The 13,744-nt window shown below is 63.0% G+C and carries 11 protein-coding genes; 2 read left to right on the top strand and 9 right to left on the bottom strand.

The annotated features are described in order from the left end of the window. Positions 1-154: 154 nt before the first annotated feature. The 9 genes from ACIPIJ_RS03950 to ACIPIJ_RS03910 form a co-directional block, all read right to left on the bottom strand. Positions 155-1,123: a peptide ABC transporter ATP-binding protein gene (locus ACIPIJ_RS03950; protein ID WP_401072860.1), complete on the bottom strand. Its 969-nt coding sequence runs from the start codon at positions 1,121-1,123 to the stop codon at positions 155-157. Then, the gene (locus tag ACIPIJ_RS03945; RefSeq protein ID WP_401072858.1) at positions 1,123-2,091 is read right to left on the bottom strand and encodes an ABC transporter ATP-binding protein; all 969 of its coding nucleotides are present in this window, start codon (positions 2,089-2,091) and stop codon (positions 1,123-1,125) included. Before ACIPIJ_RS03945 ends, ACIPIJ_RS03950 begins: the two co-directional genes overlap by 1 nt. Before the next feature lie 10 nt (positions 2,092-2,101). After that, positions 2,102-3,028: an ABC transporter permease subunit gene (locus ACIPIJ_RS03940; protein ID WP_401072856.1), complete on the bottom strand. Its 927-nt coding sequence runs from the start codon at positions 3,026-3,028 to the stop codon at positions 2,102-2,104. 10 nt (positions 3,029-3,038) lie between these two features. Further along, positions 3,039-4,049, bottom strand: coding sequence for an ABC transporter permease subunit (locus ACIPIJ_RS03935; protein ID WP_028614161.1), 1,011 nt, complete (start codon positions 4,047-4,049; stop codon positions 3,039-3,041). Between the two features lie 76 nt (positions 4,050-4,125). Next, on the bottom strand, positions 4,126-5,721 hold the full coding sequence (locus ACIPIJ_RS03930; protein WP_401072854.1) for an ABC transporter substrate-binding protein: 1,596 nt from the start codon (positions 5,719-5,721) through the stop codon (positions 4,126-4,128). Positions 5,722-5,794: 73 nt separating this feature from the next. Next, on the bottom strand, positions 5,795-7,174 hold the full coding sequence (locus ACIPIJ_RS03925; RefSeq protein ID WP_401072852.1) for an OprD family porin: 1,380 nt from the start codon (positions 7,172-7,174) through the stop codon (positions 5,795-5,797). Between the two features lie 118 nt (positions 7,175-7,292). Further along, positions 7,293-8,885, bottom strand: a complete 1,593-nt coding sequence (locus ACIPIJ_RS03920) for an ABC transporter substrate-binding protein (RefSeq protein ID WP_401072850.1) — start codon at positions 8,883-8,885, stop codon at positions 7,293-7,295. Between the two features lie 125 nt (positions 8,886-9,010). After that, positions 9,011-10,636, bottom strand: a complete 1,626-nt coding sequence (locus ACIPIJ_RS03915; protein ID WP_401072848.1) for an ABC transporter substrate-binding protein — start codon at positions 10,634-10,636, stop codon at positions 9,011-9,013. 299 nt (positions 10,637-10,935) lie between these two features. After that, a complete protein-coding gene (locus ACIPIJ_RS03910) occupies positions 10,936-11,652 on the bottom strand; it encodes an SIMPL domain-containing protein (protein WP_401072846.1) in 717 nt (238 codons plus the stop codon). 203 nt (positions 11,653-11,855) lie between these two features. Here ACIPIJ_RS03910 and ACIPIJ_RS03905 point away from each other — a divergent pair, with 203 nt between their 5' ends. Both ACIPIJ_RS03905 and ACIPIJ_RS03900 read left to right on the top strand, forming a co-directional pair. Continuing rightward, the gene (locus ACIPIJ_RS03905; protein WP_401072844.1) at positions 11,856-13,112 is read left to right on the top strand and encodes an ATP-binding protein; all 1,257 of its coding nucleotides are present in this window, start codon (positions 11,856-11,858) and stop codon (positions 13,110-13,112) included. Next, entirely contained in the window at positions 13,112-13,672 is a 561-nt protein-coding gene (locus tag ACIPIJ_RS03900; protein WP_346611983.1) for a response regulator transcription factor, read from the top strand. The genes ACIPIJ_RS03905 and ACIPIJ_RS03900 overlap by 1 nt, the downstream gene beginning before the upstream one ends. The last annotated feature ends 72 nt before the right edge of the window (positions 13,673-13,744 follow it).

Genomic DNA, 13,744 nt, shown 5'->3' with positions numbered 1-13,744 from the left:
CGATTCCGGTGATCATCCTGATTGCGATATTCATGCATTGAGTATTGGGGCCGCTTTGCGGCCCATCGCCGGCAAGCCGGCTCCTTCAGGCACTTCACTAGAATAGTGAATGATCTGTGGGAGCCGGCTTGCCGGCGAAGAAGGCTATGCCGATCTACAGAAACTGCTCGGCATAATGACAGGCAACTTGCCTGGTCCCCACCTGCCTGAACGCCGGCACTTCAACACCACACCGCTCCGTCGCATACGGGCAACGCTTGTGAAACGCGCACCCATCCGGCGGGTTCAGCGGGTTGGGCAATTCCCCCACAATGCGAATCTTCGGCTTCAACGGGTCCGGGTGAATCGCCGGTGTCGCCGACAGCAATGCCTGGGTATACGGATGCAACGGCTTCTCGTAGATATCCGCCTTCGGCCCCATCTCCGCTGGCCGCCCCAGGTACATCACCAGCACCTGGTCCGCCACATGCCGCACCACCGCGAGGTTGTGCGAGATGAACACATAGGCCGTGTTGAACTCCTTCTGCAGGTCCATGAACAGGTTCAGTACCTGCGCCTGGATCGACACGTCCAGCGCTGACGTCGGCTCGTCCGCCACCAGCACTTTCGGTTGCAACATCATCGCCCGGGCCAAGGCGATACGTTGGCGCTGGCCGCCCGAGAACATGTGCGGGTAACGCTGGTAGTGTTCCGGGCGCAGGCCGACCTGCTCCATCATCTTCTGCACTTTCTCGCGCCGCTCGGCCTTGCTCAGCGACGTGTTGATCAGCAACGGCTCGGCCAACTGGTCGCCGATTTTCTGCCGGGGGTTGAGCGAGGCATAGGGGCTCTGGAACACCATCTGCACATCACGGCGCAACTGCTTGCGCTCGCTTTTGCTGGCGCCCTTGACCTCGGTGCCGTCGATCTGCAACGAGCCGGAGGACGGCTCTTCGATCAAGGTCAGGGCGCGTGCCAAGGTCGACTTGCCGCAGCCGGATTCACCGACCACTGCCAGGGTCTTGCCGGCCTCCAGTTCGAACGACACACCGTTGAGCGCGCGCACCAGGGCGTGGCCTTTGAACAGCCCACGTGAAACTTCGTAATGCCGGGTCAGCTCCCGAGCGGTAAGTACGACGGCCATCACGCCACCTCCTGGTTCAGCGGGTAGAAGCAACGCACCAGGCTGTGGGCCTGTGGGTCAAGGGGCGGGCGCTGGCGCCGGCAGTTGTCCTGCACATACGGGCAACGAGGCGACAGCAGGCAGCCGTCAGGGCGGTCGTAGCGGCCGGGGACAATGCCGGGCAGGGTCGCCAGGCGTTCGGCACCAATGCTGTGTTCGGGGATCGCCGCCAGCAGCGCCTCGCTGTAAGGGTGTGCCGGCACGTCGAACAGCTCCGGCACCTGGCCCACTTCCACCGCTTGGCCGGCGTACATCACGCACACGCGCTTGGCGGTTTCGGCAACCACGGCAAGGTCATGGGTGATCAGGATGAGCGCCATGTTGCGCTCTTTCTGCAGGTTGACCAGCAGCTCCATGATCTGCGCCTGGATGGTCACATCGAGGGCCGTGGTCGGCTCGTCGGCGATCAGCAGCTTGGGCTCGCCAGCAATGGCCATGGCGATTGCCACGCGCTGGCTCATGCCGCCGGACAACTGGTGCGGGTAGGCGTCCAGGCGGCTTTCGGCGGCCGGGATCTCGACCTTTTTCAGCAGCTCCAGCGCCCGCTGGCGCGCAGCCTTGCCTTTCAGGCCCAGGTGCTGGCGCAGCACTTCTTCGATCTGGTAACCCACGGTGTAGCTGGGGTTGAGCGCGGTCATCGGGTCCTGGAATACCATGGCGATGTCCTTGCCCACCACCTTGCGGCGCTGACGGCCGCTGAGCTTGAGCATGTCGGTGCCGTCGAAGGTGAGCGCGTCGGCGGTGATGCGCCCGGGTGCGTCGATCAGGCCCATCAGGGCCATCATGGTCACCGACTTGCCGGAGCCGGACTCGCCGACGATGGCCAGGATTTCACCGGCGTCCACCGCCAGGTCCAGGCCGTCCACCACGGGTACCGCATGGGCGTCGCCGAAGCGCACGTTCAGGTTGTTGATCTGCAACAGTGACATGGCGCTCTCCTCAGGCGGCGTTCTTGAGTTTAGGGTCCAGCGCATCGCGCAGGCCGTCGCCCATCAGGTTGATGGCCAGCACACTGAGCAGAATGGTCAGCCCCGGCAGGCTCACTACCCACCAGGCACGCTCGATGTAGTCACGGGCCGAGGCCAGCATGGTGCCCCACTCGGGGGTTGGTGGTTGCACGCCCAAGCCCAGGAAGCCCAGCGCAGCGGCGTCGAGGATGGCCGAGGAAAAGCTCAAGGTCGCCTGTACGATCAGCGGTGCCATGCAGTTGGGCAGCACGGTGACGAACATCAGCCGTGGCAGGCTGGCACCCGCCAGGCGTGCGGCGGTGACGTAGTCGCGGTTGAGTTCGCCCATCACGGCGGCGCGGGTCAGGCGCACGTAGGAGGGCAACGAGACGATGGCGATGGCGATCACCGTGTTGATCAGGCCAGGGCCGAGGATGGCGACGATCGCCACGGCCAGCAGCAGCGAGGGCAGCGCCAGCATCACATCCATCAGGCGCATCACCGAGGGGCCGATGAAGTGCGGGAAGAAGCCGGCCAGCAGGCCCAGCAGAATGCCCGGGATCAGCGACATCACCACCGACGACAGGCCGATCAGCAACGACAGCCGCGCGCCCTGGATCAGGCGCGAGAGCAGGTCGCGGCCGAGTTCGTCGGTGCCGAGGATGAACTGCCAGGTGCCGCCTTCGAGCCACACCGGCGGCGTCAGCAGAAAGTCGCGGTACTGCTCGCTCGGGTCATGCGGGGCAACCCACGGCGCGAACAGCGCGCAGAACACCACCAGGCACATGAAGGCCAGGCCCATCACCGCGCCCTTGTTCTGCGCGAAGGCATGCCAGAACTCTTTGTACGGTGAGGGGTACAGCAGGCTTTGGTCCACCGGGCTGGCCGGTGCGACGGATTTCGGAATCGGGCTAGTCATGGCTATGGCCTCAGCGCTGATGACGGATGCGTGGGTTGGCCAGGCCGTAGAGGATGTCCACGACGAAGTTGACCAGGATCACCAGGCAGGCGATCAACAGGATGCCGTTCTGGACCACGGGGTAGTCACGGGCACCGATGGCTTCGATCAGCCATTTGCCGATGCCCGGCCAGGAAAAGATGGTTTCGGTGAGCACGGCACCGGCCAGCAGCGTGCCGACCTGCAGGCCGAACACCGTCAGCACCGGGATCAGCGCGTTGCGCAAGCCGTGCACGAAGACCACGCGGGCCGGCGACAGGCCTTTGGCGCGGGCGGTGCGGATGTAGTCCTCGCGCAGTACTTCGAGCATCGACGAGCGGGTCATGCGGGCGATCACCGCCAGCGGGATGGTGCCGAGCACGATGGCCGGCAGGATCAGGTGCATCACCGCATCCTTGAACGCGCCTTCCTCGTCGCTGAGCAGGGTGTCGATGAGCATGAAGCCGGTTTTCGGCTCGATGTCGTACAGCAGGTCGATGCGCCCGGACACCGGCGTCCAGCCCAGGCTGACGGAGAAGAACATGATCAGGATCAGGCCCCACCAGAAGATCGGCATCGAGTAGCCGGCCAGGGAGATGCCCATCACCCCGTGGTCGAACAATGAGCCGCGCTTGAGGGCCGCGATCACCCCGGCCAACAGCCCGACGATGCCGGCGAACACCAGTGCGGCGAAGGCCAGTTCCAGGGTGGCCGGGAACAGGGTGAGGAACTCGGTCCACACGCTTTCGCGGGTGCGCAGCGACTCGCCCAGGTCGCCCTGGGCCAGCTTGCCGACGTAGTCCAGGTACTGGACCGGCAGCGGCTTGTTCAGGCCCAGGCGCTCCATGGCCTGGGCGTGCATTTCGGGGTCGACCCTGCGCTCGCCCATCATCACTTCCACCGGGTCGCCGGGGATCAGGCGTATGAGCGCGAAAGTCAGCAAGGTGATGCCGAAGAAAGTCGGTATCAGCAGGCCCAGGCGCCGGGCAATAAAACTCAACATTGTCGGGGTTACCTCATCAGCCGTTGTACGGCGGTGCCGCCGGTGCCCGTGTGGGTTGCCGGCGATCGTTGTTGTTCTACTTCACCTTGGTGGTGGCGAAGTTGTTGTTGGTCAGAGGGTTGATCACATAACCCTCCACGTTGTCACGCATGGCAGTGAACATCTTCGGATGTGCCATGCTGATCCAGGGCTGATCGTCATCGTACACCTTCAATGCCTCGGCATAGAGCCTTGCACGCGCGTCGTTGTCGATCACCTCGCGGGCACGGGTGATCAGTTCCTGGAATTTCGAGTTGCACCAGCGCGCATAGTTCTCGCCGGTCTTGGCGGCGTCGCAGCTGAGCAGGGGGCTGAGGAAGTTGTCCGGGTCGCCGTTGTCGCCGGCCCAGCCGGTGGACACCAGGTCGGCCTCGCCTTTCTTGGCGCGGCGCAGCATCTCGGCCCATTCCATCACGCGGATATCCAGCTTGAGGCCGATCTGTTTCAGGTCGGCCTGGAGCATTTCGGCGGACAGCCGCGGGTTGGGGTTGGTCGGGCCGCCGCCGTTGCGGGTGAACAGGGTGATCACCGTGCCGTCTGGCACACCGGCCTGCTTGAGCAGTTCACGGGCCTTGGCCAAGTCGTGGGGCGGGTTCTGGTTGTCGTTGTTGTAGCCGATCATGGTCGGCGGGTAAGGGTTGACCCCGACCAGCGCATTGCCTTTGCCGAAGAGCTGGTCGACGTGGGTCTGGCGGTCGAAGGCCATGTTGATGGCTTTGCGCACGCGCACGTCGCTGAGGTACTTGTGTTCGGTGTTCATGGCGATATAGCCGGTGACCAGGGCTTCGATCTCGGCGACCTTCAGCCTGGAGTCGGCCTTGATCGAGGGCACGTCATCCGGCTTGGGGTACAACGCGACCTGGCATTCGTTGGCGCGCAGCTTCTGCAGGCGCACGTTGCTGTCGGTGGCGATGGCGAAGACCAGGGTGTCGGCCGGTGGCTTGCCGCGGAAGTACTCCGGGTTGGCCTTGAAGCGCACTTGGGCGTCCTTGTTGTAGCGCTGGAAGATGAACGCGCCAGTGCCGATCGGTTTGCTGTTGAGGTCGCCGGTTTTGCCGGCCTTGAGCAACTGGTCGCCATATTCGGCAGAGTAGATCGAGGTAAAGGCCATGGCCATGTCACGCAGGAATGGCGCTTCCGGGCGGGTGAGGGTGATGACCACGGTGTGGTCGTCGGTCTTGTCCACCGACTTGAGCAGGTCCTTGAAGGCCATGCTCTCGAAATACGGGTAGCCGACGCTGGTCTTGTCGTGCCACGGGTGTTGCGGGTCGAGCTGGCGGCGCAGGCTCCACAGCACGTCATCGGCGTTGAAGTCGCGGGTCGGCGTGAAGTAGTCGGTGGTATGGAACTTCACCCCTTCGCGCAGGTGAAACGTGTAGGTCAGGCCATCGGCAGAGATGTCCCAGCGCTCGGCCAGGGCCGGCTGGATGTCGGTGGTGCCGGGCTTGAAGTCGATCAGGCGGTTGAACACTGTTTCGGCCGAGGCATCGGCAGTGACCGCCGTGGTGTACTGGACGATGTCGAAGCCTTCCGGGCTGGCTTCGGTGCACACCACCAGCGGCTTGGCCGCGAGGTTGCCGGCGGCACTGAGAATGACCGCTGCCAGGGCAGCGCGCAGTGGTAGCGATGTCATGGGGACTCCTTGCTCGCAATGATTCCAGCGTAGCCGCCACGGCCCAGGTGTAGATGAGCCGTGGCGCCAGTGGTCAGAGAATGTTGAATGGAATGGTGGTGACGATGCGCAGTTCGTCCAGGCTGCCATCGGCCTGGGCCTTGCTGGCACGGTGCGCCGTGTAGGTGGCACGGATGCTGGTGTCCTTGAACGCACCACTCTGCACGGCATAGCTGGTGCCGATGCCCCACTCGTAGTGGGTTTCGCCGTCCATGCCGGCGACTGCATAGGCGGTGCCACGGTAATGGGTGCCGTCGATGCCCCAGCCGCGCGCGTTGTACAGGTTGAACTTCAGGCCCGGTACGCCGTACGGGGCCATGTTCAGCACGTACGAAATCTGCAGGGACTTCTCGTTCGGGCCGTTGAAGTCCGAGAGCAGCGAGTTGGCCAGGTAGATGCCGTTGGTTTCGTGCAGGTAGTCGAAGTATTCATTGCCGTTGACCTGCTGCCACGACGCGCTGAGGGTGTGGGCCTGGTGGGTCAGGCCGAACGACAGGCTGTAGGTGTCGTTGTCGATCTCGCCCATCTTCTTGCTGCCTTCGTCCACCGTCTTGTAGTAGTTCAGGCCGGTGGTCAGGCTCAGCAGCGCGCTGTCGCCGAGCACGTGGTTGGCGCCGAAGTAGTACTGGTTCCAGAAGTCGTCGACCTTGGTGGCATACAGGCTGGTGGTCAGGCTTTTGAACGGCTGGTAGTTGACCCCGGCGGTGCTCGCACGGTCGGTCTCCACGCCGGCGGCGCCGTATTCGGTGCGGAACTTGCTCAGGCTCTGTTCGGTACGCGGCGAGACGCGGTCGAAGGTGCCCAGGTCGAACGACAGGTTGTCGAACTCGGCGCTGTGCAGGAAAGCGCCCTGGAAGCTCGAAGGCAAGGCGCGGTTGCCGATGTAGGCGATCATCGGCGTGTCCACCGATTGGCGGCCGACGGTCAGCGTGGTGTTGGACACCCGCGCCTTGACGTTGGCCAGGCCCATCTTGCTCCACTGGCCGATGGGGTCGCCATCGCTGTGGGTGAGGGTGCGGTTGTTGGGGCCGGCGACGGCGGCGCGGCCTTGCTCCAGGGCGATGGCGTTGTAGCCGGCGGCCTCGACGGCAAAGCCCACGGTGCCTTGGGTGAAACCTGAGCTGTAATTGAGGATGGTGCCTTGCAGCCAGTTGTCGCGGCTGTGTGTGTCGTGGCGGCTGCCGTCGCCTTTGGTGTACTCCCACAACGGGGCGCGGGTGGCGCGTTCGCGGGCGTACCAGTTGCGGGTGCTGCCGGACAGGCTTTGGCCGTCGATGAAGCCTTTGGCGTCGCCCTGTTCGCTGCTGGATTTCAGGCTGAACGGGACGTAGTCCTGGCTTTGGGTGTCGGCCTGGGCCATGGCGCAGCATGCGCTGATGGATAACGCCAATGCGGTGAGCGTGAATGGTCTCAAGGTTAAAGCTCCCTTTCTGTTCTTTTAGTTATTGCCTGGCCTTGTGGGCCGGGGTTTAGCGGTGTTGCCAGGGTTGCCTGGGGTTGCCGGGCTAATCAGGGGAGGGGGCAGTGTTGGCCTAATCAACACTCACACCGGAAAAGTCATTGCGGCCAAAGGGGCTTACCTTGAAATCGGCCACCTTGACGCTGAGCGGCTGGTTCACCGTGGAATGCGCCACCGGGGTGATCGGCACCTGCTGTTTGAGGCGCTGCTGGGCTTGCTGGTACAGCGCGGTGCGTTGCTCTTGGTTGGTGACCTGCTTGGCCCGCTTGACCAGGCTGTCGTACTGCGGGTCGCACCACAGCGAGTAGTTGTTGCTGCCGATGGCGTCGCAGTTGTAGAGGGTGCCGAGCCAGTTGTCCGGGTCACCGTTGTCACCGGTCCAGCCAATCAGGGCGATGTCGTGCTCGCCGCTCTTCATGCGCTTGAGGTACTCGCCCCATTCGTAACTGACGATGCGCACCTTGAAGCCGAGCTTGTGCCAGTCGGCCTGGAGCATCTCGGCCATGAGCTTGGCATTTGGGTTGTACGGACGCTGCACGGGCATGGCCCACAGGGTGACTTCGGTGCCGGGCTTGACCCCGGCCTGTTCGAGCAGCTGCTTGGCCTTTTCCGGGTCGAACGGTGCGTCCTTGAGGCTGTTGTCATAGGACCACTGCGTCGGCGGCATGGCGTTGACCGCCAGTTGGCCGGAGTCCTGATACACCGCTTGCAGAATCGCCTGCTTGTTCACCGCCATGTCCATGGCCTGGCGCACTTCCAGGCGGTCGAACGGCGGGTGCTGGGTGTTGTAGGCGATGTAGCCGAGGTTGAAGCCGGGTTGCTGCAGCACCTGCAGCTTGCCGTCGGCCTTGAGCGCCGGCAGGTCGGCCGGGCGCGGGTGCAGGGTGACCTGGCATTCGTTGCGGCGCAGCTTCTGGATGCGCACCGAAGGGTCGGTGTTGATCGAGAACACCAGGTTGTCGATCTTCACCTCATCGGGCGCCCAATAGTCCTTGTTGCCCTTGAAGCGGATCTGCGAATCCTTCTGGTAACGCTGGAACACGAACGGGCCAGTGCCGATGGGTTGCTGGTTGATGTCGCTGGGGCGGCCGCTGGCCATCAGTTGCTCGGCGTACTCGGCGGACAGGATCGAGGCGAAACTCATGGCGATGTTCTGAATAAATGCGGCGTCGACCTTGTTCAGGGTGAACACCACGGTCAACGGCCCGGCTTTTTCGACCCGGGCGATGTTCTTGTCCAGGCCCATGCTGACGAAGTAGGGGAACTCGGTGGGGTACGCCTGGCGGAACGGGTGACCCTTGTCGAGCATGCGGTTGAAGGTGAACAGCACGTCGTCGGCGTTGAAGTCGCGGCTGGGCGTGAAGGCCTTGTTGGCGTGGAACTTCACCCCTTCGCGCAAGTGGAAGGTGTAACGCAGGCCATCTTCGGACACCTCCCATGTGCTCGCCAGCGCAGGTTGCACGGCCGTGCCGCCGCGTTCGAATTCCACCAGGCGGTTGTAGATAGGCTCCGCCGCATCATTGTCGGTGGCGCTGGTGAATTGGGCGGTGTCGAAGCCGGCCGGGCTGCCCTCGGAGCAGAACACCAGGTTATTGGCCTGGGCGGCGCAGGCTGGGGCCAGCAGGCCCAGGGCGAGCAGGGTCGAAAACAGGTTGATATGGCGCATGGCAAATCCTTTTTCCGTCTGTTTTGCCGCGTCGGGGTACGAATGGCGGCAACAGGGGCCCCAACCCCGGCGCGGTAGCGTCGGGGTGGGTTTCATTTACGGGAATGGGGAAGGGTGGCCCGGTGTTATTTTTCCACGCTGACGCCGTAGAAGGCGTTCAGTGCAAACGGGCTGATCTTGAAGTCCTTCACCTTGGCGTTCATCGGCTGGTAGACGGTGGAGTGGGCGATCGGGGTGATCGGCACCTGTTCCTTGAGGATGTGCTGCGCCTTCTGATAAAGCTCGGTGCGCTTGGCCTGGTCAGAGGTGGCCTTGGCCTGCTTGATCAGGTCGTCGTAGGGCTTGTAGCACCACTTGGAGAAGTTGTTGCCATCGATGGCGTCGCAGCCGTACAGGGTACCCAGCCAGTTGTCCGGGTCACCGTTGTCGCCACTCCAGCCGATCAGCATGGCGCCTTGTTCGCCGCCTTTGGAGCGCTTGATGTATTCGCCCCACTCGTAACTGACGATCTTCGCCTTGATGCCGATCTTGGCCCAGTCGGATTGCAGCATCTCGGCCATCAGCTTGGCATTGGGGTTGTACGGGCGTTGCACCGGCATGGCCCACAGGGTGATCTCGGTGCCTTCCTTGATGCCGGCTTGCTTGAGCAGTTGCTTGGCCTTTTCCGGGTCGTAGGCTGCATCCTTGATGCTGTCGTCATAGGACCACTGGGTCGGCGGCATGCCGTTGACCGCCAACTGACCGGCCCCCTGGTAGACCGACTCGATGATCCTTTTCTTGTCCACCGCCATGTCCAGCGCCTGGCGCACTTCGAGCTTGGCCATGGGGTTGGGCGCGTTGCTGCCCTTGATCTTGTCCATCACGTTGTAGGCGATGTAGCCGAGATTGAAGCCGGCCTGATTCGGCATCTGCAGGTTCTTGTCGGCCTTGAGCGGCTCGATGTCGGCGGGGCGCGGGAACAGGGTGACCTGGCACTCGTTCTTCTTCAGCTTTTGCATGCGCACCGAGGCATCGGTGGTGATGGCGAAGATCAGGTTGTCGATCTTCACGTCCTCGGGCTTCCAGTAGTCCTTGTTGCCCTTGAAACGGATCTGAGCGTCCTTCTGGTACTTGCTGAACACGAACGGGCCGGTACCGATCGGCTTCTGGTTGATATCGGCAGCCTTGCCGTCCTTGAGCAACTGGTCGGCGTACTCGGCCGATTGGATGGAGGCGAAGCTCATCGCCAGGTTCTGGATGAACGCGGCGTCCACTTCGTTGAGGGTGAACTTGACGGTGTGTTCGTCGACCTTCTCCACCTTGGCGATGTTCTTGTCCATGCCCATGTCGGTGAAGTAGGGGAATTCGGTGGGGTAGGCCTTCCGGAACGGGTGGTTCTTGTCGAGCATGCGGTTGAAGGTGAACAGCACGTCGTCGGCGTTGAATGCACGCGTGGGCTTGAAGTAGTCGGTGGTGTGGAATTTCACGCCTTCACGCAGGTGGAAGGTGTAGGCCTTGCCGTCGTCGGACACGTCCCACTGGGTGGCCAGGCCCGGGATGACGGCGGTGCCGCCCCGTTCGAACTGGGTCAGGCGGTTGAACACGGTCTCGGCCGAGGCGTCGAAGTCGGTTCCGGTGGTGTATTGCCCGGGGTCGAAACCGGCCGGGCTGCCTTCGGAGCAGAACACCAGGTTGGACGCCGCGTGGGCAATCGGGGCGCCGCTTAGCAAACCTGCGCCGAGCAGAAACGGAATGACTGCGTGTTTGAGCATGGTGGCCTCATTGTTGTCATTTTTGATTTGAGGTGGCCTCGTGAGCCGACCTGCGGATACTTATGCAGGGGGTGTACCCAATGCAACACTCAGAAGGATAGTTGGCGTCAGAAAAGTAGTACGGGCGTACATGGATGTCGCATCGGTGTAACTTTCGATGAAGTTGAACGTTTGCGCAGGCGAAATGATGGCTTTTTGCAGAATATTTCGAGGCTGGGTTTATGTAGGATGCACCGTTGCGATGTGTAGGAAAGGTCTGAAACTGCGTTAAAAAGGGGCGCTTGGCGCCCCCTGTTCGTTCAGGGCATCTGCACTTCGATCAGCCCATCGGCGTTCATGCTGACTTCACTGGTACCTGCTTCGATATCCGGCGCCGGTGCGGCTTCATCAGCCCCCATGGCTTTCATCATCATCGGCGCGCTGCGCAGGTAGGGGCGCGGGTAACCGCTGCTGTTGAGGTTCAGGCTGACCACTTTATAGCCCTTGCCGCCCAGCGCTTCGGTGGCCAGTTGTGCACGGGCCTTGAAAGCGTTGACCGCCTCCTTGAGCAGTTCGTCCTCGCTGGTTTTGCGCGTGGCCGGGGCGATGGAGAAGTCCATGCCGCCCATCTTCAGCGCTTGCAGCAGGTCGGCGCTGAGCTGTGACAGGGCCGGGAAGTCGGCGCTTTCCAGGCGCAGTTCGGCACGTTCGCGCCAGCCGGTAATCTTCTGGCCCTTGCTGTCGTAAATCGGGTAGCTGTTGCGGCTGCCCTGGCTGATTTTCACGTCCTTGACCTGGCGCGCCTGCTGCACGGCCTTGTTCATGGTGTCGGTGATTTCCTTGGCGAGCTTGCCCGGGTCGGTGTTCTGCGCTTCGCTGTACAGGGTCACGACCATCAGGTCGCGTGGCACTTCCTTGCTGACTTCGGCGCGCAACGACACCTGGTTGTAGCGCGGCTCATCAGCCGCCAGCGCCGGCAGGCTGGCGAGCAGGCCGCAGGAGATGATCAGGGCAGCGCCGCGACGAGGGATAGGCATGGGAAACTCCTTGGCAATAAAAAGGCGTGGGTTCTGGCCATCCATTCCACGCATGGCCCATCAGACCGGGAACAGTGTAGTGGGTTCAAAAGTGCCATCATGAACCTGTGACAACGTGTGGCGCTTTGCCGCATCGCTGCAGCTGGCCGCCCGGCTTCGGTATACTCCAGCCGATTTTCCTGGAGCACTCATCAGGAGAGCGCATGCTCGCCGCCGCACAACCGCTGTCCGCTACACGCCAGAACCTCTGGCGCCTGACTGTCATTCGCGTTCTGGTCCTGGCCGCCCAGGCTGGCTCCGTGGGCGTCGCCTACTGGACCGAACTGTTGCCACTGCCGTGGTTCTCGCTGGCTGCGACCCTGGCCCTTTCGTCCCTGCTGTGTGCCTTCACCGCCCTGCGCCTGCGCCTGTCGTTGCCGGTCACCGAGCTTGAATATGCGTTGCAGCTGGCCTGCGACCTGCTGATCCACAGTGCCCTGCTTTATTACTCGGGCGGTTCGACCAACCCGTTCGTCTCTTATTACCTGGTGCCGCTGGCGATCGCCGCAGTGACCTTGCCCTGGCTCTACTCGCTGATCCTCTCGGGTATCGCCCTGACCGCCTACAGCCTGCTGCTGGTACAGTTCTACCCGCTCGAAGGGCTGCCGATGGCGCGGGACAAGATGCAGGTCTACGGCATGTGGCTGAGCATCGCGCTGGCTGCTGCGGTGATCACCTTCTTTGCCGCACGCATGGCCGAAGAGTTGCGCCGCCAGGAGCAGTTGCGCTCGGAGCGCCGTGAAGAGAGCCTGCGCGATGAGCAACTGCTGGCCGTGGCCACCCAGGCCGCAGGTGCAGCCCACGAACTGGGTACGCCGCTGGCGACCATGAGTGTGCTGCTCAATGAAATGCGCCAGGACCACAAGGACCCGCTGTTGCAGGAAGACCTGCAGATCCTTCAGGACCAGGTCAAACTGTGCAAGGAGACCCTGCAGCAACTGGTGCGCGCCGCCGAAGCCAATCGCCGCCTGGCGGTGGTCGAGCAGGACGTGACCGAGTGGCTCGACGAGGCCCTCAACCGTTGGCACTTGATGCGCCCGGAAGCCAGCTACCGCTTCCAGCGCCTGCGCGACGGCCAGGTACCTCGCCTGACCCCGCCGCCGGACCTGACCCAGGCGCTGTTGAACCTGTTGAACAATGCCGCCGATGCCTGCCCTGATGACCTGCAAGTGCAGCTGGACTGGGATGCCCAGGACATTGTCATCAGCATCCGTGACCATGGCCCTGGCGTACCGCCGGCCATTGCCGAAGCCATCGGCAAACCCTTCATTACCACCAAGGGCAAAGGCTTCGGCCTGGGCCTGTTCCTGAGCAAAGCCAGCGTGACCCGTGCGGGCGGCTCGGTGAAACTCTATAGTCATGAGCAGGGTGGCACCCTCACCGAACTGCGCCTGCCCCATGGCACGCGAGGAGATCAATGATGAGCGAAGAAAACCAGGTCGAAAGCGAAGAGCTGCCGCACCTGCTGCTGGTGGACGACGATGCCACCTTCACCCGGGTCATGGCCCGTGCCATGAGCCGTCGGGGCTTTCGCGTAAGCACTGCGAGCTCCGCCGAAGAGGGCTTGGTCCTGGCCCAGAACGACCTGCCGGACTACGCCACGCTGGACCTGAAAATGGAAGGCGACTCGGGCCTGGTGCTGCTGCCCAAGCTGCTGGAGCTGGACCCGGAAATGCGCGTGGTGATCCTCACCGGTTACTCGAGCATCGCCACTGCGGTCGAGGCGGTCAAGCGCGGGGCCTGCAACTACCTGTGCAAACCGGCCGATGCCGATGATGTGCTGGCGGCGCTGCTCTCGGAGCACACCGACCTGGACACGCTGGTACCGGAAAACCCGATGTCGGTGGACCGCCTGCAGTGGGAGCACATCCAGCGCGTGCTGGGCGAGCACGAAGGCAATATCTCCGCCACCGCGCGGGCGCTGGGCATGCACCGGCGGACCTTGCAGCGCAAGCTGCAGAAGCGGCCCGTCCGGCGCTGAACCTATCCTGGCAGTACCGGCCCTATCGCCGGCAAGCTGGCGATAGGGCCGGTACTGCCAGAAATTTCATTA

It is taken from the genome of Pseudomonas sp. NPDC087185 (assembly GCF_044744955.1).
Lineage (GTDB): Bacteria > Pseudomonadota > Gammaproteobacteria > Pseudomonadales > Pseudomonadaceae > Aquipseudomonas.
This window is presented reverse-complemented; position numbering and strand designations above follow the sequence as displayed.

What these genes read in the sequence shown, in the direction of transcription:
- ACIPIJ_RS03950 (WP_401072860.1), bottom strand. Translation starts at nt 1,123, where the DNA reads ATGGCCGTCGTACTTACCGCTCGGGAGCTGACCCGGCATTACGAAGTT.
- ACIPIJ_RS03945 (WP_401072858.1), bottom strand. Translation starts at nt 2,091, where the DNA reads ATGTCACTGTTGCAGATCAACAACCTGAACGTGCGCTTCGGCGACGCC.
- ACIPIJ_RS03940 (WP_401072856.1), bottom strand. Translation starts at nt 3,028, where the DNA reads ATGACTAGCCCGATTCCGAAATCCGTCGCACCGGCCAGCCCGGTGGAC.
- ACIPIJ_RS03935 (WP_028614161.1), bottom strand. Translation starts at nt 4,049, where the DNA reads ATGTTGAGTTTTATTGCCCGGCGCCTGGGCCTGCTGATACCGACTTTC.
- ACIPIJ_RS03930 (WP_401072854.1), bottom strand. Translation starts at nt 5,721, where the DNA reads ATGACATCGCTACCACTGCGCGCTGCCCTGGCAGCGGTCATTCTCAGT.
- ACIPIJ_RS03920 (WP_401072850.1), bottom strand. Translation starts at nt 8,885, where the DNA reads ATGCGCCATATCAACCTGTTTTCGACCCTGCTCGCCCTGGGCCTGCTG.
- ACIPIJ_RS03915 (WP_401072848.1), bottom strand. Translation starts at nt 10,636, where the DNA reads ATGCTCAAACACGCAGTCATTCCGTTTCTGCTCGGCGCAGGTTTGCTA.
- ACIPIJ_RS03910 (WP_401072846.1), bottom strand. Translation starts at nt 11,652, where the DNA reads ATGCCTATCCCTCGTCGCGGCGCTGCCCTGATCATCTCCTGCGGCCTG.
- ACIPIJ_RS03905 (WP_401072844.1), top strand. Translation starts at nt 11,856, where the DNA reads ATGCTCGCCGCCGCACAACCGCTGTCCGCTACACGCCAGAACCTCTGG.
- ACIPIJ_RS03900 (WP_346611983.1), top strand. Translation starts at nt 13,112, where the DNA reads ATGAGCGAAGAAAACCAGGTCGAAAGCGAAGAGCTGCCGCACCTGCTG.